This is a genomic window from Spongiibacter pelagi (assembly GCF_014705705.1).
GTDB lineage: Bacteria > Pseudomonadota > Gammaproteobacteria > Pseudomonadales > Spongiibacteraceae > Spongiibacter > Spongiibacter pelagi.
This window is the reverse complement of the sequence record NZ_JACXLD010000001.1, coordinates 16,681-41,317: the sequence shown is the minus strand read 5'-3', so window position 1 is coordinate 41,317 and position 24,637 is coordinate 16,681. Positions and strand designations below refer to the sequence as shown.

General features: G+C 52.7%; 28 protein-coding genes. 10 read left to right on the top strand and 18 right to left on the bottom strand.

Going from position 1 to position 24,637, the window contains the following annotated elements; genetic code table 11:
* The first annotated feature begins 159 nt into the window (after positions 1-159).
* Positions 160-1,839, top strand: coding sequence for a gamma-glutamyltransferase (ggt, locus tag IB286_RS00210; RefSeq protein WP_223826025.1), 1,680 nt, complete (start codon positions 160-162; stop codon positions 1,837-1,839).
* Here ggt and mutM read toward each other — a convergent pair whose 3' ends face one another.
* Positions 1,840-2,658, bottom strand: a complete 819-nt coding sequence (mutM, locus tag IB286_RS00205; protein ID WP_190761663.1) for a bifunctional DNA-formamidopyrimidine glycosylase/DNA-(apurinic or apyrimidinic site) lyase — start codon at positions 2,656-2,658, stop codon at positions 1,840-1,842.
* Positions 2,659-2,817: 159 nt separating this feature from the next.
* Here mutM and IB286_RS00200 point away from each other — a divergent pair, with 159 nt between their 5' ends.
* Entirely contained in the window at positions 2,818-5,565 is a 2,748-nt protein-coding gene (locus tag IB286_RS00200; RefSeq protein WP_190761662.1) for a class I adenylate cyclase, read from the top strand.
* On the opposite strand, the gene cyaY is transcribed toward IB286_RS00200, so the two are convergent.
* From cyaY to coaD, 3 genes are read right to left on the bottom strand one after another with little or no spacing between them, the layout of a single operon-like run.
* Entirely contained in the window at positions 5,562-5,888 is a 327-nt protein-coding gene (gene cyaY / locus IB286_RS00195) for an iron donor protein CyaY (protein WP_190761661.1), read from the bottom strand. The two genes, IB286_RS00200 and cyaY, sit on opposite strands and share 4 nt — an antisense overlap.
* Before the next feature lie 17 nt (positions 5,889-5,905).
* The gene (locus tag IB286_RS00190; RefSeq protein ID WP_190761660.1) at positions 5,906-6,160 is read right to left on the bottom strand and encodes a YfhL family 4Fe-4S dicluster ferredoxin; all 255 of its coding nucleotides are present in this window, start codon (positions 6,158-6,160) and stop codon (positions 5,906-5,908) included.
* A 3-nt stretch (positions 6,161-6,163) separates the two neighbouring features.
* Positions 6,164-6,646, bottom strand: a complete 483-nt coding sequence (gene coaD / locus IB286_RS00185; protein ID WP_190761659.1) for a pantetheine-phosphate adenylyltransferase — start codon at positions 6,644-6,646, stop codon at positions 6,164-6,166.
* Between the two features lie 141 nt (positions 6,647-6,787).
* Here coaD and IB286_RS00180 point away from each other — a divergent pair, with 141 nt between their 5' ends.
* The gene (locus IB286_RS00180) at positions 6,788-7,408 is read left to right on the top strand and encodes a class I SAM-dependent methyltransferase (protein WP_190761658.1); all 621 of its coding nucleotides are present in this window, start codon (positions 6,788-6,790) and stop codon (positions 7,406-7,408) included.
* Positions 7,409-7,420: 12 nt separating this feature from the next.
* Here IB286_RS00180 and IB286_RS00175 read toward each other — a convergent pair whose 3' ends face one another.
* Entirely contained in the window at positions 7,421-7,759 is a 339-nt protein-coding gene (locus tag IB286_RS00175; protein ID WP_190761657.1) for a HopJ type III effector protein, read from the bottom strand.
* A gap of 71 nt (positions 7,760-7,830) precedes the next feature.
* Positions 7,831-9,495, bottom strand: coding sequence for a TIGR03545 family protein (locus IB286_RS00170; protein WP_190761656.1), 1,665 nt, complete (start codon positions 9,493-9,495; stop codon positions 7,831-7,833).
* Positions 9,496-9,660: 165 nt separating this feature from the next.
* Between IB286_RS00170 and IB286_RS00165 the strand changes: the two genes are divergently transcribed.
* A complete protein-coding gene (locus tag IB286_RS00165; RefSeq protein WP_190761655.1) occupies positions 9,661-10,035 on the top strand; it encodes a DUF4345 family protein in 375 nt (124 codons plus the stop codon).
* 6 nt (positions 10,036-10,041) lie between these two features.
* On the opposite strand, the gene rdgB is transcribed toward IB286_RS00165, so the two are convergent.
* The 8 genes from rdgB to IB286_RS00125 all read right to left on the bottom strand — a co-directional run bounded on the left by rdgB (position 10,042) and on the right by IB286_RS00125 (position 15,529).
* Positions 10,042-10,653 (bottom strand): RdgB/HAM1 family non-canonical purine NTP pyrophosphatase, encoded by a 612-nt coding sequence (rdgB, locus tag IB286_RS00160; protein ID WP_190761654.1) that lies wholly within the window; start codon positions 10,651-10,653, stop codon positions 10,042-10,044.
* Between the two features lie 5 nt (positions 10,654-10,658).
* The gene (locus IB286_RS00155) at positions 10,659-11,147 is read right to left on the bottom strand and encodes a DUF4426 domain-containing protein (RefSeq protein WP_190761653.1); all 489 of its coding nucleotides are present in this window, start codon (positions 11,145-11,147) and stop codon (positions 10,659-10,661) included.
* Between the two features lie 4 nt (positions 11,148-11,151).
* Entirely contained in the window at positions 11,152-11,742 is a 591-nt protein-coding gene (gene metW / locus IB286_RS00150; RefSeq protein WP_190761652.1) for a methionine biosynthesis protein MetW, read from the bottom strand.
* Positions 11,732-12,934 (bottom strand): homoserine O-succinyltransferase MetX, encoded by a 1,203-nt coding sequence (gene metX / locus IB286_RS00145; RefSeq protein ID WP_190761651.1) that lies wholly within the window; start codon positions 12,932-12,934, stop codon positions 11,732-11,734. Before metX ends, metW begins: the two co-directional genes overlap by 11 nt.
* A gap of 50 nt (positions 12,935-12,984) precedes the next feature.
* Positions 12,985-13,278: a DUF167 domain-containing protein gene (locus tag IB286_RS00140; protein WP_190761650.1), complete on the bottom strand. Its 294-nt coding sequence runs from the start codon at positions 13,276-13,278 to the stop codon at positions 12,985-12,987.
* A gap of 9 nt (positions 13,279-13,287) precedes the next feature.
* A complete protein-coding gene (locus tag IB286_RS00135) occupies positions 13,288-13,875 on the bottom strand; it encodes a YggT family protein (protein ID WP_190761649.1) in 588 nt (195 codons plus the stop codon).
* A 15-nt stretch (positions 13,876-13,890) separates the two neighbouring features.
* Positions 13,891-14,715: a pyrroline-5-carboxylate reductase gene (gene proC, locus IB286_RS00130; protein ID WP_190761648.1), complete on the bottom strand. Its 825-nt coding sequence runs from the start codon at positions 14,713-14,715 to the stop codon at positions 13,891-13,893.
* Between the two features lie 115 nt (positions 14,716-14,830).
* Positions 14,831-15,529 carry a YggS family pyridoxal phosphate-dependent enzyme gene (locus tag IB286_RS00125; RefSeq protein WP_190761647.1) on the bottom strand — a complete coding sequence of 233 codons (699 nt, stop codon included), beginning with the start codon at positions 15,527-15,529 and terminating at the stop codon, positions 14,831-14,833.
* 166 nt (positions 15,530-15,695) lie between these two features.
* Here IB286_RS00125 and IB286_RS00120 point away from each other — a divergent pair, with 166 nt between their 5' ends.
* Positions 15,696-16,730, top strand: a complete 1,035-nt coding sequence (locus IB286_RS00120; RefSeq protein WP_190761646.1) for a type IV pilus twitching motility protein PilT — start codon at positions 15,696-15,698, stop codon at positions 16,728-16,730.
* A 23-nt stretch (positions 16,731-16,753) separates the two neighbouring features.
* Positions 16,754-17,899 (top strand): PilT/PilU family type 4a pilus ATPase, encoded by a 1,146-nt coding sequence (locus tag IB286_RS00115; RefSeq protein ID WP_190762633.1) that lies wholly within the window; start codon positions 16,754-16,756, stop codon positions 17,897-17,899.
* Here the strand turns inward: IB286_RS00115 and ruvX are convergent.
* From ruvX to gshB, 4 genes are all read right to left on the bottom strand, one after another.
* Positions 17,896-18,321 (bottom strand): Holliday junction resolvase RuvX, encoded by a 426-nt coding sequence (gene ruvX, locus IB286_RS00110; protein WP_190761645.1) that lies wholly within the window; start codon positions 18,319-18,321, stop codon positions 17,896-17,898. The genes IB286_RS00115 and ruvX overlap by 4 nt on opposite strands.
* Complete coding sequence (locus IB286_RS00105; protein WP_190761644.1) at positions 18,314-18,880, bottom strand: YqgE/AlgH family protein; 567 nt, start codon at positions 18,878-18,880, stop codon at positions 18,314-18,316. Before IB286_RS00105 ends, ruvX begins: the two co-directional genes overlap by 8 nt.
* Before the next feature lie 85 nt (positions 18,881-18,965).
* Complete coding sequence (locus IB286_RS00100; protein ID WP_190761643.1) at positions 18,966-19,859, bottom strand: energy transducer TonB; 894 nt, start codon at positions 19,857-19,859, stop codon at positions 18,966-18,968.
* A 44-nt stretch (positions 19,860-19,903) separates the two neighbouring features.
* On the bottom strand, positions 19,904-20,860 hold the full coding sequence (gene gshB, locus IB286_RS00095; RefSeq protein ID WP_190761642.1) for a glutathione synthase: 957 nt from the start codon (positions 20,858-20,860) through the stop codon (positions 19,904-19,906).
* Positions 20,861-21,171: 311 nt separating this feature from the next.
* Between gshB and pilG the strand changes: the two genes are divergently transcribed.
* From pilG to IB286_RS00075, 4 genes are all read left to right on the top strand, one after another.
* On the top strand, positions 21,172-21,564 hold the full coding sequence (gene pilG / locus IB286_RS00090; RefSeq protein WP_190761641.1) for a twitching motility response regulator PilG: 393 nt from the start codon (positions 21,172-21,174) through the stop codon (positions 21,562-21,564).
* A 70-nt stretch (positions 21,565-21,634) separates the two neighbouring features.
* On the top strand, positions 21,635-22,003 hold the full coding sequence (gene pilH, locus IB286_RS00085) for a twitching motility response regulator PilH (protein ID WP_190761640.1): 369 nt from the start codon (positions 21,635-21,637) through the stop codon (positions 22,001-22,003).
* A 5-nt stretch (positions 22,004-22,008) separates the two neighbouring features.
* Entirely contained in the window at positions 22,009-22,554 is a 546-nt protein-coding gene (locus IB286_RS00080; protein ID WP_190761639.1) for a chemotaxis protein CheW, read from the top strand.
* 49 nt (positions 22,555-22,603) lie between these two features.
* On the top strand, positions 22,604-24,634 hold the full coding sequence (locus IB286_RS00075) for a methyl-accepting chemotaxis protein (protein ID WP_190761638.1): 2,031 nt from the start codon (positions 22,604-22,606) through the stop codon (positions 24,632-24,634).
* The last annotated feature ends 3 nt before the right edge of the window (positions 24,635-24,637 follow it).

The window sequence follows — 24,637 nt, the reverse complement described above, 5'->3', positions numbered from 1 at the left end:
ATCCCTTTGAAAAAGTGACCGCGCATTATAGCCTGAGATGAGCTGATGCGCTCGGACTAGGGCCGCGACAGAACGTAGAAAGTAAAGAATGGTGATCCCGATATGACTCGCTCGCTCCGCTTGGTTTTAATTCCCATTTTATTGTTGCTCGGAAATTCGATGACATTCGCCAGCGATGCTCGAATTGTGGCCGAGGTGGAGAGTGAGATTGGCGGCGTTAAGTCGGCGACCGCCGCCCATGCTATGGCGGTAACCGCAAATCCTCACGCCACGGCGGCAGCCTTGAAAATACTCAAAAAAGGCGGCAGTGCGGTGGATGCTGCAATTGCGGCGCAGTTGGTGTTGGGGCTGGTTGAGCCGCAATCATCGGGTATTGGTGGCGGTGCGTTCATGTTGCTTTGGGATGCACAGCAGCGCCGGGTTAGCAGCTGGGATGGCCGCGAAGAAGCGCCGGCGGCGGTGGCAGAAAATCATTTTCTGGATGCCAGCGGCAAGCCCATGGATTTTTACGATGCGGTCATTGGTGGTCATGCTGTGGGTGTGCCCGGTGTGGTGGCCATGTTGTGGGCCGCTCACCAAGCTCACGGTGTTCTGCCTTGGGCGGAGCTGTTCACGCCGGCGATTACGCTGGCGAAACACGGTTTTCAGATTTCTCCGCGACTTTACACCCTGCTTGAAAAATCGCCCAAGCTGGCGGTAAACCCTGAAATTCAAGCGTATTTTTTTAATAAAGATGGCGACGGCTTTGCACCTAAGCCGGTGGGAGCCCTGCTGAAAAACCCTGCGTATGCACAAAGCTTGAAGGCGATCGCCGAGGGTGGCGTCGCGGAATTTTATCGCGGGGCGTTGGCCGCAAAAATTGTTCAAGCCGTACAGCGTGATCCCAATCGAGCGGGCTTATTAAGCGAGTCAGATATGGCGAGCTACGCGCCGCGTATTCAGGCGCCGATCTGTGCGCCCTATCGCCAGTATCAAGTCTGCGGTGCGCCACCGCCGTCATCGGGTGGCACCACGGTATTGGGGATATTAGGTATTCTTGATGCCCGGCAGAGCCAGAAAAAATCCTTCTGGCAGCATGATTTTATCGAATCTTCTCGGCTCGCCTTTGCCGATCGCAATCGCTACGTGGCTGACCCTGTATTTACCCCGGTACCAACGGACGGTCTGGTGAATACAGATTACCTAAACTCACGAGCGGCCTTGCTGAGTGATCAGCGCTTGGCCTCCGTTACTGCCGGGCAGCCGCCGGGAGCGGTGCCGGTTAAAGATGGTATTAGCAAGGCCATGCCCTCAACCAGCCATCTGAGTATTGTCGACGCCAAGGGCAATATACTGAGCATGACCACCAGCATTGAAACCGCCTTTGGCTCGCGAATTATGGTGGGTGGTTTTCTGCTGAATAATCAGCTCACGGATTTCTCCTTCGCACCCAAGGGCGAAGCGGGCGAGCTTATTGCCAACCGGATTGAGGCGGGCAAGCGGCCTCGTTCATCCATGTCACCCACCTTGGTCTTTGAGCGGGGTGAGCCGCTCATGGCAATAGGTAGCCCCGGTGGTGCGCGGATTATTGATTATGTAGCGGGAAGCCTGTTCAAGGTGTTGGGCCTTGGTTGGGATCTCGCTCCGGCGATCGCCAGCGGCCATATTGTGGCCATGGGGGATTTTCTTGAGCTGGAACAAGGCCAGTTTAGTGAGGCGCAGGTTCAGGCAATTTCCGCGCTTGGCCATAAACCAAAATTGGCCGCAGAAACCTCGGGCCTACACGGCATAATGAGGGTTAAGGGTGGCTGGTATGGCGTTGCTGATCCGCGCAGAGAAGGCGTGGCACAGGGGTTTTAATCATTTTTGACAGCGCGGGCAATAAACCGTGCTGCGCTGAGCGAGGCGGATTTCCTTGAGTGTGGTTTTGCAGTTGACACAGGCTTCCCCGCCACGCCCATAGACCATCAATTCTTGCTTAAAGTAGCCGGGCTTGCCATCGCCATTCACAAAATCTTTTAGCGTGGTGCCGCCCTGAGCAATGGCTTTGGCGAGCACGATTTTTATATTTTCTACCAGCCGTTCACAACGTGGCTTGCTGAGTTTTCCGGCCTCAAGTGTGGGGCGAATGCCACTTAAAAACAGCGCTTCATTCGCATAAATATTACCCACGCCCACGACTATGTGGCCGTCCATAATAAAGCTTTTGAGTGGTTGTTTGCGGTTGCGGGTTTTGCTGTACAAGTACTCCGCAGAAAAGGCATCGGAAAGTGGTTCCGGGCCAAGGGCGCTGAAAAGTTTATGGCTGGTTTCTTCGCCGGGATTGAGCCATAGCACGGCACCGAAACGGCGGGGGTCGGTGTAGCGCATTAATTTGCCGTTATCGAGCAGCCAGTCTAAGTGATCGTGTTTGCCTAATGGGGTGTCGGGGCTGACAAAATACAGCCGACCGGACATGCCAAGATGGATGACCAGCGTTCCTGTTTCCAGTTTGATAAGTAGATATTTGGCACGCCGTTCGACATTCAGTACGCGTTGATTCCGTAATAATTTTTCAAGATTAGCCGGTACTGGCCAGCGCAGATTGGGATTGCGCACGATAGTTTTAGAAAAGCGCTGCTCGGTGAGGTGCGGCGCAATACCAGCGCGGACGGTTTCAACTTCGGGTAATTCGGGCACGGGCAATCACGGCTAGAAAATGGAAAAGGGAGCTTAGCACAAGGGGCAGAAACCGTGCTTGTGGTAAAGTCTGGGCTGGTTTAGGGCAATGGGTTTGCAGCGGGAGTAATTTGCGGTGACTTCGGGGCAGCACAGCGTATTTTTTGTGAAGGGCGATTTGTGAATTCTGCTCTGACAGCTATGCCTAGCCGCGAGTCGGTGCTTGAGATCCGCCAGCGCGTTTTGCAGGTAAACCGCGATCGTCTGCTGAGCACGCGTTCGATGCTGAAACCTCAACAGCAATTGTTTCTCGAACTGCTGCCGCTGTTTTTCCATTTAAATCACCCCATGCTGCCCGGCTATGTTGGGCAGTTTGTGGCCGCTGGGGTTATTGATTACGAGCCGAGTGAGGAAACGCTACAGCGAGCGCAGGATTTCTATGTAAAAAGTTTGGACTACCAGCGGCTTTTGCCTGCAGAGCGACAAATTCAGGGGGTCTTTATTATGGGCTCCTGTGGCAGCGTCGCGCAGGAGGCGAGTTCGGATTTAGATATCTGGCTCTGCCATAAGCCGGGTTTAGACGCCGCTGCGCTGGGAAAATTACAGCAAAAAGCGGAGGCCTTAATGGCCCATGCGGCGAGTATCGAGCTCGATCTGCATATCTTTCTTGTTGATGCCGCTCAGATGAAGGCCGAGGTTAGTGAACAGCTTTCGGCAGAAGGGGTGGGCAGTAGTCAGCACTATCTTTTGTTAGACGAATTTTATCGCAGCCATATTTTGCTGGCCGGCCAATTGCCGCAATGGTGGTTTGTGCCCACTGAGCAGGAAGGCAATTACAGCGAGTATTTAACAGCGCTGACGGAATCGGGCTTATTGGCCGATATTTCCACGCTGGATTTTGGTGGTGTGCCGGATATTCCTACCGGGGAGTTTATCGGTGCGGGTATCTGGCAACTCTATAAGGCGATTCGTTCTCCCTACAAAGCGATTCTCAAACTGATGTTGGCGGAGGCCTACGCCGATGCTCATATTCAGCAAAATCTCACGCCGCTGTGCCTGCAGTATAAGCAGCAGTTTTATGCGGATGGCCAGTGTGCGGAGTCCCTTGATAATTACATCCAAGTCTACCGCTATCTCGAAGATTATCTTCTGGGCAAAGGCCAGTTAGAGCGGCTAGAACTGATACGGCGGGCGATGTATTTCAAAACCGATTTGAGTTTGAGTCAGGATACTGAGCGCTCCGGTTGGCGTCAGCAGCGCATGCTGTCACTGCTAGTAGATTGGGGCTGGAAGGATGAGCAGTTGCGCAACTTGGATACTCACCGACACTGGCGGCTGCGGCGAGTGCGGGAAGAACATCGTATTTTGGTGGCGGAGCTAACCCGAAGCTATCGGCTTTTGCAGGAGTTTGCCGAGCGCTACGGCGGGCAGGCCAAAATCGCCAAGGAAGAAATGGCGGTATTGGGGCGCAAGTTGTTTGCCGCCTTTGAGCGCAAGTCTCACAAGGTGGAGTGGCTCAATCCGGGGATTGTTGCCTCGCTGGTAGAGGCTCAGCTCTATGTTTCCCGGCCGGAAAAAATGGGCAGCAAGTGGCAGGTCAATTCAACGCCGCCGCCCTCAAGCGAAGCGCCTTTGTACGAGCATGAAAGTTTAACCGGGCTATTGAGTTGGTGTTTGTGTAACGGTCTGGTCAATGAGCGTTCGCGTTTGAACTGGCGTGGTAGCGGGCTAACTGAAAAGGGCCTGCTGAAATTGGCTCAGCACCTTAATGCTCATTTGCCGAAAAGTTTGATGGCGGCGGATGCCAGCCAACATTCGGCATTTACGAAGCCAAAAGTACCAACCCGCTTGCTGATTTATTTGAATCTCGATGAGCAGGGGTTGCATGGCTTGGGAGCAAGTCATCTTAGCGTTGGTGGGCATTATTCAATTCACAGCGCCGATGTAGTTGAGGTGAGTAGTTGGGGCGAGGTGAATAGCTGGTCATACAGCGGTGGCGAGGCGTTATTTCAGGTTTTACAGCGCTGGCAATTAGCCCTTTCAGAAAGACGTCATTTTAATGCCACGGAATCGGTACAGGTCATTGTCGAAGATTTTAAGCAGACGGATCAATCCACCGCGCAGTGGTTGAGCGCACTATTTTCCGCTCTGCAAAAAGCCTGTTTAGAACAGGAGCACGGTCGCTTTGTTATGTCCTTGGGCCAGGAGTTTATGCTCTTACAGGTTCAAGCGGGTGAGTTACAGGCCACGCGAACCAAAGATTTTGCGGAACTGATTCAGTGCTTGGGGCGGGGGCAATCCGGCTATAGTCGAATTAGCTTGGCGCCAGATTGTTTAGCTGGAACGGCGCTGAGCATGATTTTGGAAACGGCGCCGTCGCAGCAGATTTCGGTGTTTTATTTCTTCCACGATGGCGTGCTGGATGTCTTCAGTTCCGATGAGCGAGGCAGCCTGTTTTATAGTAGCTACCCCTGCTCAGAGCCGGAGATTACCGTGGGGCGTTATCTTGGCTTTCTTCAGCAGTCTTGCAAAAGCAATATAGAGCGCTCCGGGATAAACGTGTTTGCCTTGGAAAATCAGGCGGGGCATTGGTCTTGTGAGGCGGTCGATATTTCGGTTTTTGAAACCGATGAATTGAATGAGTCAGAGCGCTTGATTGCCGATGTGTTTTTGCCCTCGTCGCCGCCGCATGTCGATCTTTATTGGGCGGGTCAACAGTGGTTGGGAGAGGGAAGTTTGCAGCGGGCAGCCAGTGATCTGAATCCGTCTGCAAAGGAAATCCAACTGGACTCCTTGTATTTTAAGGCTTCTGCAAACGCTCAAAACAATGCGTTGCTGCCGTCACCACAGACCGCCGTTTTTCTGCGCTATAAGCATTATATCGAACAGCGCTTGCTCGATAGGGTGATGGAAAACCCAGCGTCTTAGAGCTTGTTCCAGTCCAGTGCGAAGGTTTCGCCAATTTGTTCTTGGCAGGCCTGATTAAACAGGGTTTGCAGCGATTGATTTTCCTTTTGCGAAAACCATTGCTCGCCATTCCAGCTAAAGTGGAATCCGCCACTGCGGGCAGCAAGCCACAATTCACGGCTGGCACCCTGCCGGCTGAAAATAATGGCACTGCCGTCGGGGCAGTTCAGGGTCAGTACCGAGCCGCTAATTTCGCAGTCGATATCGGCTTCAAGTTCGTCAGCCGCATCTTCAATGGCGTCGTAGAGGTCGTCTAATTGATCGTGGAAATCGGCTTCGTTCACCGTTGGCTCCGTTGAATTCAAACTGCGGCTGAAGTCAGGCGCTGGTATTTTTCCAATAGCTCATCCTCGGTTTCCATATTATTGGGGTCGAGGGGAATACAATCCACCGGGCATACCTGCTGGCATTGGGGTTCGTCAAAGTGGCCCACACATTCGGTGCAGCGATTGGGGTCGATCTCATAGATCAACTCGCCCATGTAAATCGCGTCGTTGGGGCACTCGGGCTCGCATACATCGCAGTTGATGCATTCGTCAGTAATGATTAGAGACATGGCTTATTTATTGGCGAAGCGCTGGTGCAGGGCGGCCATAACGTTGTCGGGTACAAAGCGTGACACGTCACCGCCCATGCTGGCGATTTCTCTCAGCAGCGAGGAGGAAACATACGACAGGGATTCGCCGGGTGTGAGAAAAATTGTTTCGATATCTGGGGCCAGTGCCCGGTTCATATTGGCGAGCTGCAATTCGTATTCATAATCGGAAACGGTACGTACGCCGCGCAAAATCACCTTGCACTGTTGCTCGCGAGCCAGTTCTACGGTCAGGCCGGTGAAGCTGCAAACTTCAATATTGGGCAGGTGAGATAGGGCTTCAGCGGCCAAGTCCATGCGCTTCTGTAACTCGAACATGGGCTTTTTCTTTTCGCTATTGGCAACGGCAAGCACCACCGTGTCGAATAATTTACTGGCGCGCTGCACCAAATCGATATGGCCGCGGGTAATGGGGTCAAAAGTACCGGGGTAGACAATACGTTTCATAACAGAGCCGGGAGGTAATTTTCTGGGCAGATATGTCGGAAAGCGCTAGGCTAACACAAAATGCCGCTCTGGTTACCGCTCAGGTGGATTTTGAGGGCACTGGTCAGTAAGGCAAAACAAAAATAAAAAGTGAGAAAGACGATGTCTGAGCGAAAAACACATTGGGAAAACGTTTATCAGCAAAAATCTCCTGTGGAAGTTAGCTGGTATCAGGCTATCCCGGAGGTTTCTTTAGCGCTGATTGAGCGCTGCCAGTTACCGAAAGACGCCAGTGTCATCGATGTTGGCGGCGGTGCTTCACTGTTGGTGGACAGTTTGCTCGAGCAAGGTTTTACGTCGCTTACGGTGTTGGATATTTCTGCGGCGGCGCTCGCTCACAGTCAGCAGCGGCTTGGTGATTTGGCCGAGAAGGTCAGTTGGCGCACCGCCGATATAACTGCGGTGGACTTCGGCGTTAAATTCGATCTCTGGCACGACCGAGCCGTATTCCATTTTTTAACGGCGGCGGCGGATCGGCAGGCGTATATTGAAAATTTAAAGCAGGCGCTCAAGCCCGGCGGATTTTTAATTCTTTCGGCTTTTGATATCGGCGGGCCGGAGAAATGCAGTGGTTTGGAGATTGTGCAATACGATGCCGAAAAGCTGCAGGCCGTGTTAGGGGCCGATTTTAATTTGCTGGAGGAGCGGCGCGAGCAGCACCACACTCCCGCCGGGCGGGAGCAGGCCTTTCACTACTTTCGCTTTCAATATCAGCCGAAATGAACTGAATTACGATTAGAGTGGGCTGAGGGCATCGCCGGAAAAAGTAACGCCGCCCCAGCCGGTTTTCATAAAATTGCGGATATTGGCGTGGTCTTCCGCGTCTGGATTTTGCAATACATCTACGGTGTAGAAATCGCCAAAGGCATTCAGAGTGGCTTGTTCAGAGAGTTCATTTAACTTGCCGAAAGCAAAGATTTTACAAGAGCCGTTATTGCTGCCCGCTTCGTTTACGGCGGTGCCATTGCTGAAGGTGGTGGGGCTGAATTGGTAAAACTGGTCGATAACGCTCATGGTCTGTTTAAAATCTACCGGGCCATTTGCCAGTGCTTGAATGAGTTCGTTCGGGGTCATATTTTCTCCATAAATAAAAAAAACGCCACCGGCAGTTCGGCTGCCGATGGCGCAGTGTTGATAAGTTTTAATTAAAGACGAGTAATCAGCTCGTTCATCAATGCCTGCATGGCAGCTTCGCGATCATTCAGCAATTTGCTGTAATCGTTGAGAATATTTTTACCACTTTCAAGCTGGGCAATTTCCTTGGAGTATTTGCTCTGCAGATCGGCCTTAAGCTTGGTTTCGGCGTCTTTAAGTTGGCCTTTAAATTCCTCGCCGAGTACATCGCCAAGAATGCGGTCGAGGTTAGATTTTAAGCCGATGATCGGGTCGTCAACTGAGCCGCCAACGTTCAAATCCATTACCAGCTTGTTGACGCCTTTCAGGGCTTCCGCCAAACGCTTCAGGGTGGTGTTGGTTGAATCTGCGGCAAGATTGGTTACCAACAGGCTGGCTTGTTGAATCAAACCGGAAACTTTGCCACTCAGAGCGTCGCCATCCAGTTTGAAATTGGCGGCAATGTCCGCCACCCCTTTTTCCAATTGCAGGGGCAGACTTGGGTTCTGTGATAGTGGAACCCCGGCAAGGGCCAATTGCTTAAGTCCCATGTTAAACGCGCTTTTCATGACTTCGCTACGCTGATCAAAAATGCCGTCAATCAACAGTTGTTTCTGGTTTTGGATACCCCCTTGTAGCGCCATAGTAATGGGTTTATCCCAATACGCTTGCTGGTCAGTTACATCGTTAACTTTGCCGGAATAGGCAAGTTTCTCGCCGCCAATTACTTGGTAGCCATCGATCAGGATTTCGCGAATCAGCAATTTTACCGGCAATTCGCTGCTGGCTTCCGGCTCCGCCGGGGCGGGTTCCGACTCTTGTGCCGCCAACATGCCCATGGTTTCTTTGTACATGGTCAGGCCGCGTTGCACTAAGGCATTGGCTTCATCACCGACCAAGAATTTAATAAAGCCTTCGGTGCCTTGGTCAAAACCGTATTTTGAAATGATGCGTTGAGATTGGTCGCCGGGTAATTTTGCCGCGCGAACGCTGAGGGCTTTGGCTTCGGCGATATCAGTGGAAAGCTGGCTTTTCCAATTGTCGAATTTTTTAAGCTCGGCCTTAATATCGTCGCGTAATTGCTTGGTGCCGGCAATGCGTTCAAAAGTGCTTTTTTTCTTCAGCTCTTCCCAGCGGAGTTTGAATTCATCCAGCTTGGCCTGTTTGGGCAGCTCCTGTTCTTTGCCCTTCCAGCGACCTTCAATGGTTTTAAAGCCGGTTTGAATTTCATCAATTTCGGCCTGAATTGCGGCTTGCTCTTCATCCATCATGGCCTTGGGATTGGGCAAGTTAATGCTGGGTAGGCCGGGTTTTTCCTGTACGGGTTTAGGTGGCGGCATACTGCCGTCCAGTGTGCCGGGGGTGCTGCGAGCAGTGTTGACCTGCAGGCCGGAAAGTAGCACTTGATCGACCACAAATTGGCGTTTGATCAGGGTGGCAATATCCACATCTGCTGAGACTTTTTCGCTCTCAACCAGATTGTTCATGGGTTCTTTGGGGTTGGCTACGGTCAAATTATTTAGTGCAACATGCGTTGGATAAAACTGAATATCCACGCTATCTACATTGACCTTGGCGCCAACGGCTTTACTGCCCTCGCTTTCAATGGCCCATTTGGCGATGGGTTCAATGGCCAGTATTACAGAGGCGATGACAACGACAACGAGCGCCAGAATAATTTTTAGAATCTTGCTCATGATTTCCTCGGAGATGGTTCGAGATTTCGATAATCAGCATAGCGTTTTGATACTGAGATTGACACCGTGGAAGCCGGTCCTGTTCCCAAAAAATGTCTGTGTTCGCGCGGATTAGCTGGATTACACTGCGAGAGCAAAAATGAAAAATAATAAATGGAGAGCACTATGTGGCATTCAATTTTTCTGGGTTTGTCGGCGCTGGCTTGGGCGGGGTACGGGATTTACTGTTTTATTTCCCCGGAAGTTCTTAATGATATGGGCGTTATCACGGCCGTGAGTGCAACGGGTACGGTAGAGCTACGCGCTATGTACGGTGGTGTGCAAACGGCGTTGGGGGTGTTGGCGGCGGCGGGTCTTGTAAACGCGGCCATGCAGCGCCCGGCCTTAATTGCCTTGGCTTTTGCGACCGGTGGCTTGTTTAGCGCTCGCTTATTGGGCGCCTTGCTGGCCAGCGATTTCAGTGGTTATACCGCCGGGGCGTTGGTGTTTGAATTTTTGGCTACGGCGGTAGCGGTAATTTTATTGCGCAAGCCGGCGTAAGCGGGATTATTTACTCAGCCGTTGAATGAATTGCTGTAGCGCCAGTCCTCGGTGACTGATGGCATTTTTTTGCGCTTTGTTGAGCGCAGCGGAGCTGCAATTCAGTGATGGCACGTAAAACAGCGGGTCGTAGCCAAAGCCGTTTTCTCCTTCGGGAGCGTGCAGGATTTCGCCGTGCCACAGGCCTTCGCAAATGATCGGGGCGGGATCATCGGCGTGATTCACCATCACTAGCGCGCAATGGAAATGGGCGTGACGCTTGGATTCTGCGGCCAGCTTTTCGAGGAGTAGAGCGTTGTTGTCGGCATCCGACGCGTTAGCACCTGCAAAGCGAGCAGAGTAGATTCCGGGCGCGCCGTTGAGGGCATCTACGCACAGGCCAGAGTCGTCTGCCAGTGCAGGCAAACCGGTTTGACGGGCGGCGTTGCGGGCTTTAATAAGCGCATTTTCAACAAAGCTGAGTCCGTTTTCCTCGGCTTCAATAACATCAAATTCAGACTGGCTGCGAACGGTAAAGCCTTGTTCGGCAAGCAGGCTATTGAGCTCGGCGAGCTTGCCTTTATTGCCACTGGCCAAAACCAGTGTTTGGGGCTGCTGAGTAGTTAGCGATTGGCTCATCGGGCTTACATTCCATCCTTGGCGGGATAGAGCATTTTGTTGAATTGCAAATCGTAAGGCATGGGACGGGTCGCGGTTTGAACTTGCAGGCGGAAGCTCAGGCGCTCTTCGCTGCGCACTTCAAATTCAGCTAAATAATAAATGGCATCCTGTTCGACCACTTCGCGAAATTTCAGTGGTGTTTGGTAAATCAAATCTGAACTGGTGCCACTGATTTTGGCTTTGATGGCGTGCTCGCTGGCTTCCCCTTGATGACGCACGGCAATATTGAGCAGAAACTTATTGTCGCCACGGGTGATGCCATAGGCTTGGGCAACTTGCGCCGAGAGAAAGCGCGTATTGAGAACGCTGTAATGGATGGTGTCGGGGCCAAACTGGCGGCTGCTTTCACCGTCACTGGTTTGGGGCTGCACAATATCCTGCGCGAAAGCGCTTTGGCTGAGGCCGCCAAGCAAACTTAAGGCAAGAAAAAAGGGAATAAGTCGACGGGGCATGGTCTTACCTGCTGATATGGTAAATAGCGGTGACACCAAACAAATTTGGCATGGTGCGAGCAATCGGATTGAGCGGATGATCGCCGCTAACAACCAGTCGATTACAAATTTTTATCTGTTTTTCTTCGCAGAGTTTTTCGAAATCCCGCACCGTACAAAAGTGAATATTGGGTGTGTCATACCAGTTGTAGGGCAGGAATTTCGACACTGGCATACGGCCCTTGCTGCTCAGGTGCCAGCGGTTACGCCAGTGACCAAAGTTGGGGAAGGTGACAATACATTCGCGGCCTACCCGCAACATTTCATCGATCACTAAATGGGGATAGCGCAGTGTTTGCAAGGCAAGTGTCATGACCACCATATCAAAGCTGCGATCCTGAAAATTACTCAGGCCGGTGTTGAGGTCGTGTTCAATCACATTAACGCCGTTGCGCAGCGCCTTGCTGATATTGTCCGCGTCGATTTCCAGACCTACGCCAAATACCTGCTTTTCCTGCTTGAGGGTTTTTAGCAGGGTGCCATCACCGCAGCCCAGATCGAGAACGCGGCTGCTGGGATTAATCCAAGGTTGAATCAGAGTGAGATCAAAGCGCATGACGATCTCCGGGTATTGCTGAAGGCTGGCTAAGATTTTTCAACTCATCACTCACACGCTGCATATAGCCTTGAAATACATCCATATAGCGGGGAATAGGAATTAGAAACGCATCGTGGCCGTGGCTGGCTTCAATTTCGGCATAGCTCACTTCTTTGCCTGCCGCGACCAATGCATCGACAATTTCCCGCGAGCGCGAGGGCGCAAAACGCCAGTCGGAGGTAAACGACATCACCATAAACTGACATTTGGCATTGCTGAATGCGGCGATCGGATCGTCTTGATACTCGCGGGCCAGATCAAAATAATCCAGCGCCTTGGTCATCAATAAATAGGTGTTGGCATCAAAGCCAGAGGAGAAATTCTCGCCTTGGTAGTGCAGATAGCTTTCTACCTGAAACTCCACGCCATCGTGACGGCCTCGGACGAAGTTACCGGCTTTGAGTTCGCGGCCAAATTTTTCCATCATGCCGTCTTCAGACAGATAGGTGACATGACCGATCATGCGCGCCAGCCCCAGACCTTGTCGGGGCAGGGTATTGTGTTCCAGATAGCGCCCGCCGTGAAAATCGGGGTCGCGGGTGATGGCGGTGCGCGCAATTTCATTAAAGGCAATATTCTGGGCAGAGAGCTTCATTGCCGAGGCGATGACCACGCAGTGGCGCAGGCTGTCTGGGTATTCCAGTGCCCAGCGCATGGCCTGCATACCGCCAAGACTGCCGCCAATAATGGCCGCCCATTGGCTAATGCCAAAATGCTCCATCATCAACTTCTGGCTTTCTACCCAATCGCGGCAGCGTAAGGGCGGGAAGTCCGGCCCCCAGATTTTGCCGGTTTCTGGATTAATAGAGGTTGGGCCGGTGGAGCCATTACAGCCGCCAATATTATTGATGCTGAGAATGAAGAAGGCCGAGGTGTCGATCGGTTTGCCGGGGCCAATGCAGCTATCCCACCAGCCGGGTTTTTTGTCTTCGGAGGAGTGGTAGCCGGCGGCGTGATGGTGGCCGCTCAGGGCGTGGCAGATCAGAATGGCATTGCTTTTATCGGCGTTAAGTTCGCCGTAGGTTTCGAACACAATATCGTGAGCGGCTAACACCTGCCCGCAGGCCAATTGCAGCGGTTGCGAAAAATGCAGGGTCTGCGGGCTGACAATGCCGACGTTATCTTTGTTGGTGTGTGGCGTTTGATTCATTTTTTCCAAACTGCACTAAATTATGTAACGACCCTAATTTTTAAAATAAATCAGGGCGCTGTGATTTCCAGTTCTTCTGGCAGCCGATTGGGCTGCTTAATCTTTAATGTTTTCTGGCGGCTCTGCGCCCCGCTGCTCAGCTCTATCTCTGCTTTACCGACTTTAAATTGCTTGGCCAAAAAACTAATTAGCGCTTTATTGGCCTGCCCTTCGGTGGCGGCGGCGCGCAGGCGGATTTTAAGACGGTCGCCGTGTTGCCCGGCAAATTCCTCTTTGCTGGCGCCGGGCTGGCAGTGCACAAAGAGCTGGAGTTCTTCGCCTTGCCAGCGATAGTAGGGGCTCATTGCCAGAAATTAAAGCCCAAATACCAAAGCCGGATACAGGCCGACGCTGGCGGCTGCATGACGCAGCAAAACTTCGATGACGTTAATCGACAGAAACACCAGTATCGGTGAAAGATCCAAACCGCCCAGCGGTGGAATCAATTTGCGAAACGGCGCCATCACCGGTTCGGTCAATTGATGCAAAATGGCGGCGGCGGGGTGATAGGAGCCTTGGGCGATCCAGCTCATGATAATGGTGCCGATAATGGCCAGGAAGTAGAACTGAATGACCAAGCTGCACAGGCCCAGTATTGACCAAATAATGAGTTGGGCGGGGTTGGGGAAAGTGCTGGTGTAGAGCTTGAATAACAGGGTGATGGTCAGCGCCTGAATCAGTAATGCGGCAATCAACGAGGCGGAGTCGATGCGTCCAATGGGTGGAATGGCGCGCCGCAAAGGTAATACAACCGGGTTGGTAAACTTCACGATGGTTTGGCTGATGGGATTGTAAAAATCTGCACGCACCAGTTGTAGTAGCAGACGCAGCACAAAGGCCATTAAAACCAGGCTGAACAAAGTGTTGATCAGCATGATGGAGATTTCGTTTGCAGCACTCATTGGGTAGGGGCTTCCTTAGCTATCCAGTTCTTGGGCTAATTCTTCTGAGCGGATTTTGGCGCCGGTTAGCGCGCGGTCGACCAGCTCGCGAAGGCCGCCCTGCTCAAAAATACCGATGGCGCGCTCGGTGGTGCCATTGGGTGAGGTGACCCGGCGGCGCAATTCGGCGGCATCAACATCGCTTTCAACTGCCATGCGCGCGGCGCCCAAGGCGGTTTGTAAGGTCAGTTTTTGCGACTGCTCTGGCGACAAGCCCATGGCTTCGCCACTGGCCTGCATCGCTTCCATGAGCAGGAAAAAATAAGCTGGGCCGCTGCCAGACAAGGCGGTAACGGCGTCCAGTTGGGCTTCGCTTTCTACCCACAAATTGATGCCCACCGCAGACAGAATATGCTCCGCTTGCTGGCGCTGAATCGAGCTTACCGAGGTATTGGCATACAGCGCGGTGGCGCCGCATTGCAAAAGTGCGGGGGTGTTTGGCATACAGCGCACAATGGCGATTTTTCCACCTAGCCAGTTGTTTAGGCTGTCGCTGGTAATGCCGGCGGCAATGGAAATGACCAGGGGTTTCGCTTTCTGAGCGGCGGCCGCAATATCGTTGGCAACGGTTTTCATTACCTGTGGTTTGACCGCCATAACCACCACATCGACGGTGTTGATAACGGCATTATTGTCTTTGCCTGCGTGAATGGCGCCCAGCTTGGTGAGTTTGCTCAGGCTTTCTGTGCTGGGGTCGCTGGCCCAGATATTTTCAGCGGGCACGCCGCTGGCGATAAGGCCGCCGATAATGCTGGCCGCCATATTGCCGCCACCGATAAAGCCAATTTTTAGATCTAACACCGATTGCTCCTAAACTGATGTTGAGGCCGTACTGAGCACCTTGCAAAAACGCTGGGCAGTATAGCAGTTTGGGGTGTTGGTTTGTGCTTGGTGAAAGCGCTTGTGCGCGCTATTTTCAGCCGCGAGCACCAAAGATATCGCTGCCAATCCTGACCATAGTGGCGCCCTCGGCAATTGCCGCATCCATATCGCCCGACATTCCCATAGAGAGCGTATCCAATGTCAATTGTGGAAATTGCTGTTGCAGTTGGTCGCGCAGCAGGCGCACCTTGGCAAAGTTAAGGTGCTGGGTTTGTGGCGCGTCGCTGGCTTCGGGGATCGCCATTAGTCCGCGGATTTGTATTTGGGGCAGCTTGGCGATTTCAGTGAGTAGCGCGGCGACCTCATTAGGGGCAACACCGGATTTACTCGCCTCAAGATTGATGTTGACCTGTATGCAGATATTTAACGGCGGTAAATCAGTAGGGCGTTGTTCGCTGAGGCGGCGAGCTATTTTGGCGCGATCTACACTGTGTACCCAATCAAATTGATTGGCGATATCGCGGGTTTTATTGGATTGGATAGGGCCAATAAAATGCCAGCAAGGTTTGAGACCAAGAGCATCGACCTCGGTTTTTTTTCTCAGCGCTTCTTGCAGGTAGTTTTCGCCAATATCGGTAATGCCGGCGGCAATCGCCTCGGCAATATCGGCGGCGGAGCGGGTTTTGCTAACCGCCATTAAGCGAACGTCCTTTAATGGGCGCTGGCTGGATTCGCAAGCGAGGCGAATCCGTTCGCGAATGGCTGCTATATTGTTGCTAATAGTGGAGTTCATGTGCGAATTATGCCTCACTAACTTCGGCTGGGCATTGCGCTGAATCGGTCAGGTGTGGAATATAAGCTATCTGTGTCAAAGCGTGCTCATTAATGTGTGCAATCTTTTTGCGCTGATATTGTGATTGCATCCGATTTGAATTGCTGGATTTGGATTAGAGAATACTATGGATATTACTGAACTTCTGGCTTTTAGCGTTAAGCAAAAGGCATCGGATTTGCACCTTTCTGCCGGCTTGCCGCCGATGATTCGGGTTGATGGCGATGTGCGCCGGATCAATTTGCCGCCGCTGGAGCACCGCGAAGTTCACTCATTGATCTATGAGATTATGAACGACCGGCAGCGCCGGGATTACGAAGAATTTCTAGAAACTGACTTCTCGTTTGAAGTGCCGGGTGTGGCGCGTTTCCGGGTAAACGCCTTTAACCACAACCGCGGTGCCGGCGGGGTGTTTCGTACCATTCCCTCCAAGGTATTAACCTGCGAAGAGCTGGGCATGGGTCAGGTATTCAAAGATGTTGCCATGCTGCCGCGTGGCTTGGTGTTGGTGACGGGTCCCACCGGCTCGGGTAAATCGACTACGCTGGCGGCGATGATCGACTTTATTAACGACAATAAATTCGACCATATTCTGACCATTGAAGATCCCATCGAATTTGTTCACGAATCCAAAAAATGTCTGGTAAACCAGCGTGAAGTTCACCGCGATACCCACGGCTTTAACGAAGCGCTGCGCTCTGCGCTGCGGGAAGACCCGGATATTATTCTGGTGGGCGAGCTGCGTGACCTTGAAACCATTCGCCTAGCACTGACCGCAGCGGAAACCGGCCACTTGGTTTTCGGCACCCTGCACACGACTTCGGCGGCGAAAACCATCGACCGGGTGGTGGACGTTTTTCCCGGTGAAGAAAAAGCCATGGTGCGTTCGATGCTGTCTGAATCTTTGCAGGCGGTTATTTCCCAGACCCTGCTCAAGCGCCCCGAGGGTGGCCGGGTGGCGGCTCACGAGATCATGATTGGCACGCCGGCGATTCGAAACCTGATTCGTGAAGATAAGGTTGCGCAGATGTATTCCGCGATTCAATCCGGTGCGCAAATGGGGATGCAGACCATGGATCAATGCCTGAAAGACCTGCTCGCGAAACGCGTGATTACCCGTGATGGCGCGCGCCAGAAAGCCCGCTTCCCGGAAAATTTCTGATTTAACAGGCTAAACGCAGAATGTTGAAAATCGACAAATTATTGGAGTTGATGAACGAGAAAGGGGCGTCTGACCTGTTCATCTCGGCGGGGGTGTCGCCGTCTATAAAATTGCATGGGCAGGTCATGCCGGTCAGCAGTCAGGTGCTTAGCCCCGAGCAAACCCGCGAGCTGGTGATGGGGGTAATGAACGACCAGCAACGTGAAGAATTTACTCGCAATAAAGAATGTAATTTTGCGATCAGTGCACGGGGCGTAGGCCGCTTCCGGGTCAGTGCTTTTTACCAGCGCAACTTGATCGGCATGGTTTTGCGCCGCATAGAAACTCGAATTCCCAAGATTGATGATTTGGGTCTGCCGGAAACCATTCAAGAGCTGGCGATGACCAAGCGCGGCTTGGTGATTTTTGTCGGTGCGACGGGCACCGGTAAATCCACCTCGCTGGCGGCGATGATTGGTCACCGCAATGAAAATTCACGCGGGCATATTATTTCGGTGGAAGATCCCATCGAATACGTTCACCAGCACAAGGGCTGCATCATCACCCAGCGCGAAGTGGGCATTGATACCGAATCCTTTGATGTGGCGCTGAAAAACATTCTGCGTCAGGCGCCAGATGTCATCATGATTGGCGAGGTGCGTACCCGTGAGGCGATGGAGCACGCCATCACCTATGCGGAAACCGGACACTTGTGTTTGTGTACCTTGCACGCCAACAACGCGAACCAGGCGCTGGATCGGATTCTGCATTTCTTCCCGCCAGAGCGGCACAATCAATTGTGGATGGACTTGTCCCTTAACCTCAAAGCGATTGTGGCTCAGCAATTATTGCCAACCCGCGACGGGCAAGGGCGACGGGCCTGTGTGGAAGTGCTGCTGAATACACCGCTGGCGGCAGACTTGATTCGCAAGGGGGATGTTGCCGGGCTGAAAGAGGTGATGAAGCAGTCCAATGAGCAGGGTATGCAGACCTTTGATCAGGCCTTGTATGAATTGTACGCCACCGGCGAAATCACCTATGAAGATGCGATCGCCCATGCCGACTCGGCCAACGATCTGCGCCTGCTGATTAAACTGGGTGCGGATAATAGCGTGGATACCATGCGCCGGGGTGCCGATAAATTGCGCATGGAAGAAGGCGAAAAGGAAAAGCCGGGTTACAAGCGCTAGGCGCTGTGCTCGCGAAACCAACTTTCTAAAATGACACAGGCGCTGAGGCTGTCTACGCCCTGCGCCTTAAAGTCTTGGCTGGCTTCTTGTTCAAGAATCTGGCCGCGTGCTTCAAAGCTGCTCAGCCGCTCATCGCTAAACTCCACTCGAACACCAAAACGACCGTGCAGGCGGTTGCCAAATTTTCGTGCCCGCTGGCACATTTCCGATTCGCTGCCATCCATATTCAGCGGCAGGCCAACCACGACAACATCGGGCCGCCATTCTTTAAGCAGGGCTTCGATTTCTTCCCAGCGTGGAATGCCGTCTTTGGCGCGCAATGCCGGCAAGGCGGAGGCGCTGCCGGTAATGGTTTGGCCAATGGCGCAGCCAATCCAGCGCAGGCCGTAGTCGAAGGCCATAGCCGATTTAATATTAGGCATGGCCGCTGTCTGAGCCCAGTTGGGAAAAGGTAATGCCCAATTGGGCCAAGGCGGCATCGACTCGCTGTTCCGGGTCGATATCAAACAAAATGCGCTGGTCTGCCGGTAAGGTCAGCCAGGCATTGTCGAGAATTTCATCTTCCAATTGTCCCGGCCCCCAGCCGGCATAGCCGAGTGCGACCAGACTTTGGCTGGGGCCGCGTCGATGGGAAATGGCATCGAGAATATCCAGCGAGGTAGTCAGCGAGATATCGCTATTTACCTCAACACTGGATTCCCAGTTTTGACTATTGCGCCGATGCAGCACAAAGCCGCGATCGGGGTGTACTGGGCCGCCGGCAAAGACCGATTCCGGGTGATCGCCCGGCTGCACCTGAAAGTCTAGCTGCTCAAGAATTTCGTCTACCTGCACATCGAGTGGGCGATTGATAATTATGCCCATCGCGCCCTCTTCGTTATGCTCGCAGAGATACACAATGCTGTGCGCAAAGATGCCTTCGCCGAGGGTTGGCAGGGCGATCAGAAAGTGATCTTTGAGTGAGGGGCTGGGATCTGGCATCGGAAGTTGACGGCGAGGTTCGATGGCGAATACTGCAAGTATGGTCGAAAAGGGGCCAAACTCAAGTGCTTGGCCGGCGAAAAAACTACTGTGCGGTCAGGCGGGTATTCTCAAAACGCCAGGTTCGCACAATTCCCAGACGGTTTTTGTCGCCAAGAACCTCAGGCGGAATCGGCTCAAACGGGGCCGCCAAACGCAAAATGCGGCGGGTGGCGCGATCGAGAATTGGCTGGCCGGAACTTTGTAAAATGCGAACTTCGTCAATGCGGCCATCTGGAAATAGCAGAATCAGAACCCGCAATTCACCCTCAATACCTTGTTTGCGCGCCTCTTCCGGGTAGTGCTTGTTGCCAATGGCTTCGATGTGGTCTTCCCAGCGGTTGAGGTAGATGGCATCTGGCGAGCCGCGCGTTGCCACCGAGGTAATAAATTTGGGGCGGGGTAGGCTGGCGTAGGCTTGATTCAGCTCGGCTAATTGGGCTTCCAGTGCGCTGATATTTTGGCTGAGTTCGGTTTGTTCGTCTTGGCCCTGTTGATTTGACGGGGGCGAGAATTCGCGGGGTTTACTCGGGCTGGAGCTGGCGCTATTGCTGCTTGTTTCAAGCACGGCGCGCTGCTGGCTGCTTGGCGATGACTTGGCGATCTTCAGGGTTTTTTCGGTCTCGCTCTGATTGTCATGAAATGCACTTTGAGTCGTTGTGGTGGGCTCTGCTTTGTGCTCCAGTTGGCCGCTGCCCTGCTGGTCGAATTGGGCGAGATAGTCGGCTTTATCGGGTGTTTGTTCGCTCTGGTAACGCGCAAGCGTGACTTCAATGCTGGGCAGTTGTATCTCGCTTTTTAGTGCGCTGAAACCCAGCCCGAGAATCAGGCAGAGATGAATCGCTGTGGCAAAACAGACAATAAAGCCCATGCGCTCCGGATTCGCTTGTTCCGGAGCATAAGGCCATAAGGCTTCAGCGGGCGGGTTGGTGACGGACAATTCGGCTGCCTTGGTCTAACTAGGGGGTCTAATTAGGGCTGCGATTAGCTGCGCTGAGCCAGTTTGTCGGCAATGCAGTCCATAAGCTGGCCGGCAATATCGGTACCGTACTGATCGTCAATTTCGCGGATACAGGTCGGGCTGGTCACATTGATTTCGGTCAGGTAGTCGCCAATAACATCCAGGCCGACAAACAGCAGCCCTTTTTCGCGCAGCGTTTCACCAATTTGTTCGGCAATCCAGCGGTCGCGGTCTGTTAATGGCTGTGCGCGACCGGTGCCGCCAGCGGCCAAATTGCCACGGGTTTCACCTTCGGCAGGAATACGGGCCAAACAATAAGGCACGGGCTCGCCGTCAATCATCAGAATACGTTTGTCGCCGTTCTTAATTTCCGGCAAAAAAGTTTGCGCCATCACTGTGGTTTGGCCGTGCTCGGTCAGGGTTTCAATAATCACGCCGAGGTTGGGGTCTTTGGCCTGTACCCGAAATACCGAAGAGCCGCCCATGCCGTCCAGCGGTTTAATAACGATATCTTGATGCTCTTGGTGAAAGGCTTTCAGGCGCTTGGGGTCGCGGGTGACCACCTGCGTGGGGCCGCATTGTGGAAATTGTTGGGCGAACAATTTTTCATTGCAGTCGCGCAGGCTTTGGGGGCGGTTTACCACCCAGGCACCTTGCCGGTTGGCCATTTCCAGAATGTGTGTGGTGTAGAGAAATTCATTATCAAAGGGCGGATCTTTGCGCATCAGAATCACATCGAGATCGCCCAGCGCGATATCTTCGCTTTCGCCCAGCTCAAAATAGTGTGCGGGGTCGCGGAACACTTGCAGAGTTTGGCTGTGAGCGCGGGCCTGACCGTTTTGAATGTAGAGGTCAGTTTGGGTCATGTAGTGGAGCGACCAGCCGCGTTCGCTGGCAGCCCAGAGCATGGCCAGAGTAGAGTCTTTTTTATAGGTGATGCGTTCAATCGGGTCCATGACCACGCCGAGTTGAATACTCATGCTTGTTTCCGTCGGTTTTGCCCGCAGGCGAAAATGAATGGCCGGTGTATGGTGAGCAAGACTTGGCAGGCTGGTTCCGGCGATTATATGAATCAGGTGTGGCTAAAGTATCTTAAAACCCGTCGCCTGTTAACCGTTTGAAGGCCGCGAGGGTTTGGTTTTTGCAGATGGATGCCCTATAAGTGAGTGCTAGGCCGCGTTATTGGCGAACACTTATGGCGGCACGATCTATTCCGTGATAAATCTGAGTGATATAGCTTAGTGTTTGCAGGCGTGGCGCCGGCGCTGATTTGTGAGAAGAGTGTATTCCCATGGAACCAACATTTCCCGACCTGAAAGTGATGGTCATTGATGACAGTAAAACTATTCGTCGCACAACAGAGACCCTGTTGGCCAAGGCGGGTTGCGAGGTGATTACCGCTATAGACGGTTTTGATGCGCTGTCGAAAATTGCCGATCACCGCCCGGATATTATTTTTGTGGATATCATGATGCCGCGGCTCGACGGTTATCAAACCTGTGCGTTAATCAAAAACAATAGCGAGTTTAAAAAGACCCCGGTCATTATGCTGTCTAGTAAAGATGGTTTATTCGACAAGGCCAAGGGCCGTATTGTCGGGGCCGACCAGTATCTGACTAAGCCGTTTAGCAAGGGTGAGTTACTTGAGGCGATTGCCGCTCATGCTGAAAAACAATCGGCGTAAACGTGGGGTGGGGCTGTGTTTTTGATGTCAAAAGTGATACTAATTCACAATAAAAAATAGTGGGGTGGGTATGCCGAGAATACTGATTGTTGATGATTCGCCCACTGAGGTGCTTAAGCTGACTCAGTTGTTGACCAAAAATGGTTACGATGTGATGTCGGCAGAAGATGGTGAGCAGGGAATTGCCATGGCGCGTGCCGAAGGGCCAGACGTGGTGTTGATGGATATTGTGATGCCGGGGCTGAATGGCTTTCAGGCGACTCGCCAATTGAGCCGCGATCCAGATACACAGAATATCCCCATTATTATTGTCACCACCAAAAATCAAGAAACCGATCGGCTTTGGGGCGAACGCCAAGGCGCCAAGGGTTACTTAACCAAGCCAGTAGATGGCAAATTATTACTGAATACAATCCGCGAATTGCTGCCAAGTTTTTAATATAGATGGATGTTTCTCTTTCCCCTTTTGAATACCTACGGTCTCTCTCCCAGCTAGCGGGAGAGGGGCAGCAGCGCAGCCCCAGCTTAAATCAGCCCGTTGAAAATTTATGGAGCGGGGTTGGCTTTGCATTGGCTGGGCACAGCTTTGTGGTGCCCATGGGCGAGGTTAGTGAAGTATTGGTCGAACCCAATGTAACGCGAATTCCCGGAGTGAAAACCTGGGTTAAAGGCGTGGCAAATATTCGCGGTCGGCTGTTGCCGATGATCGATTTGGGCGCGTTTTTGGGGTTGGAGTCGCGCAGCCACCGCAATCGCCGGGTACTGGTTTGCGAAAACGACGATTTTCTTGTGGGCCTCCTCGTTGACGAGGTGCTGGGGATGCAATATTTTCAGCGTCGAACCTATTTTGACAGCAATGAAGATTTGCCCGCCGAGTTGGGGCGCTTTATCCAAGGTGGGTATCGTGTTGGCGAAAATGCCCAGACCTGGCTGCTGTTTAAAATTGCGCGCTTATTTGACGATTACGAATTTCTGAATGTCGCTGCCTGATTCGGCGGCGTAGCAACTATTAAAAAGTTTTTTGGGGGAGTTGCAGTATATGGCTTTAGGAAATGCCTATGAGGCGAGGTTCCGGGGCAACCGCACCGCGGTGTTTTTGATGGTGCTCATCGTGGTGAGCTTTGTCGCAGCCGCCATCAACTCCTACATTGTTTTACGCAATGCCAACTTCGATCAGCGCTATCTTGAGTTAAGCAGTGAAATGCGCCTGTACTCGCAGCAGTTAGCCACCGCTTCTGGTCGGGCGGCGGCGGGCGATGCTCCCGCGTTTGAAGTCCTTTCCCGCGCTCAGCGCAATTTTGAAACGGTGCGCCGCGAGTTGGTAAGCGGTGGCGATGAGATGCTCAGCCCGGCCAAATTATTGGGTGATCGAGTTCAGCAATTAAATAAATTGTGGGATGAGCTGTACCGCGCGACCAACACCATTATTGATTCCCGAGAGGAAATTCTGTCTGTTTACGAAGTAACGGCAGAGATGAAACGTACCCTGCCGCAGTTGCAGGAGTACAGCAATCAGGTTGTGGCTTTGATGGTGCGCAACAATGCCAAGGCGGATCAAGTTGCTATTGCCCAGCGGCAGGCGTGGCTGCTGGAACGTATGAGCAATAGCACGGTACAAATGCACTTTGGCGATAAGGCGGCTAACACCGCGGGTGCGCAGTTCGGCGTAGACGCCAACGAGTTTGGTGCGGTACTCGCCGGGCTGATGAAAGGCAATAAGGCGATCAATATTGATCGGGTAGATAACCGTGAAGCACAAAATCTGTTGTCTCGTATTAGTACTGACTTTCAAAGTTTAAGCGCGTCGGTAAGCCGTATTTTCGAGGTTGCCCCCCAGTTGTTGGCGGCCAATGAGGCGGCAATGGCCATTGTGAACAATGTGCCGGAAGTCACTTCGGTAACCAGCTCGCTCAGCGGTGAAATTGCCAAGCTCGATAGCAAGCGGGTTTTTACCGTAAAAACCGCCATTTTATTTGGTGCGCTAACCTTTATTGGTTTGGCGCTATTGGCTTTGCAGTCGGTGCGCAATAGTCGTCGTCGGCTGGCGACCTCGTCGGAAGCGAATGAAAAAAATCAGGCCGCTATTTTGCGCTTGCTGGATGAATTGGCGGACTTGGCGGATGGTGATTTGACCGCCTCAGCTACGGTAACCGAAGACTTTACCGGCGCCATTGCTGACTCGATTAACTTTACTATCGACCAATTGCGGGTACTGGTTTCGCAAATCAACGAGACCGCGCAGGAAGTTTCAAAAGCGGCGCAAAGCACCCAGTCGACCGCCTTGGAATTGGCAGAAGCTTCAGAGAGTCAGGCGCGGGAAATTACCGGCGCGACCTCGGCGATTGGCGATATGCGTCAGATCATCAATAAGGTTTCCAATAACGCACGCGACTCGGCGGCGGTGGCAGAGCGCTCGGTTGGCATCGCCAACAATGGCTCGCTGGTGGTGCAGAACACTATTAAGGGCATGGATAATATTCGCGAGCAGATTCAAGACACCTCAAAGCGTATTAAGCGTCTCGGTGAATCTTCGCAAGAAATCGGCGATATCGTTTCTTTGATTAACGACATTGCCGACCAAACCAATATTCTGGCCCTTAACGCGGCCATTCAGGCTTCGATGGCTGGCGACGCGGGTCGGGGTTTTGCGGTTGTTGCCGACGAAGTACAGCGCTTGGCAGAGCGCTCTTCTGCGGCGACCCGGCAGATTGAGGCGCTGGTAAAAACCATTCAATCAGATACCAATGAAGCGGTTATCTCAATGGAGCAGACCACCTCTGAGGTGGTGCGCGGGGCAAATCTGGCCCAGGATGCGGGGCAGGCCCTAACCGAGATTGAAAGCGTATCTCAGGAATTGGCGGGACTGATTGAAGCCATCTCTGGCGCGGCAAACGACCAGACTCGCTCGGCGGAACAGATTGCCGGCATTATGGAAATTATCCAGCGCATTACTGACAAAACCTCCTCGGGAACCAAAGAGACGGCGCAGTCGATTGGGGCCTTGGCTGAAATCACCAACGACCTGCGTAGCTCGGTGGCGGGTTTCACTCTGCCAAACCCGAATCGTTGATGG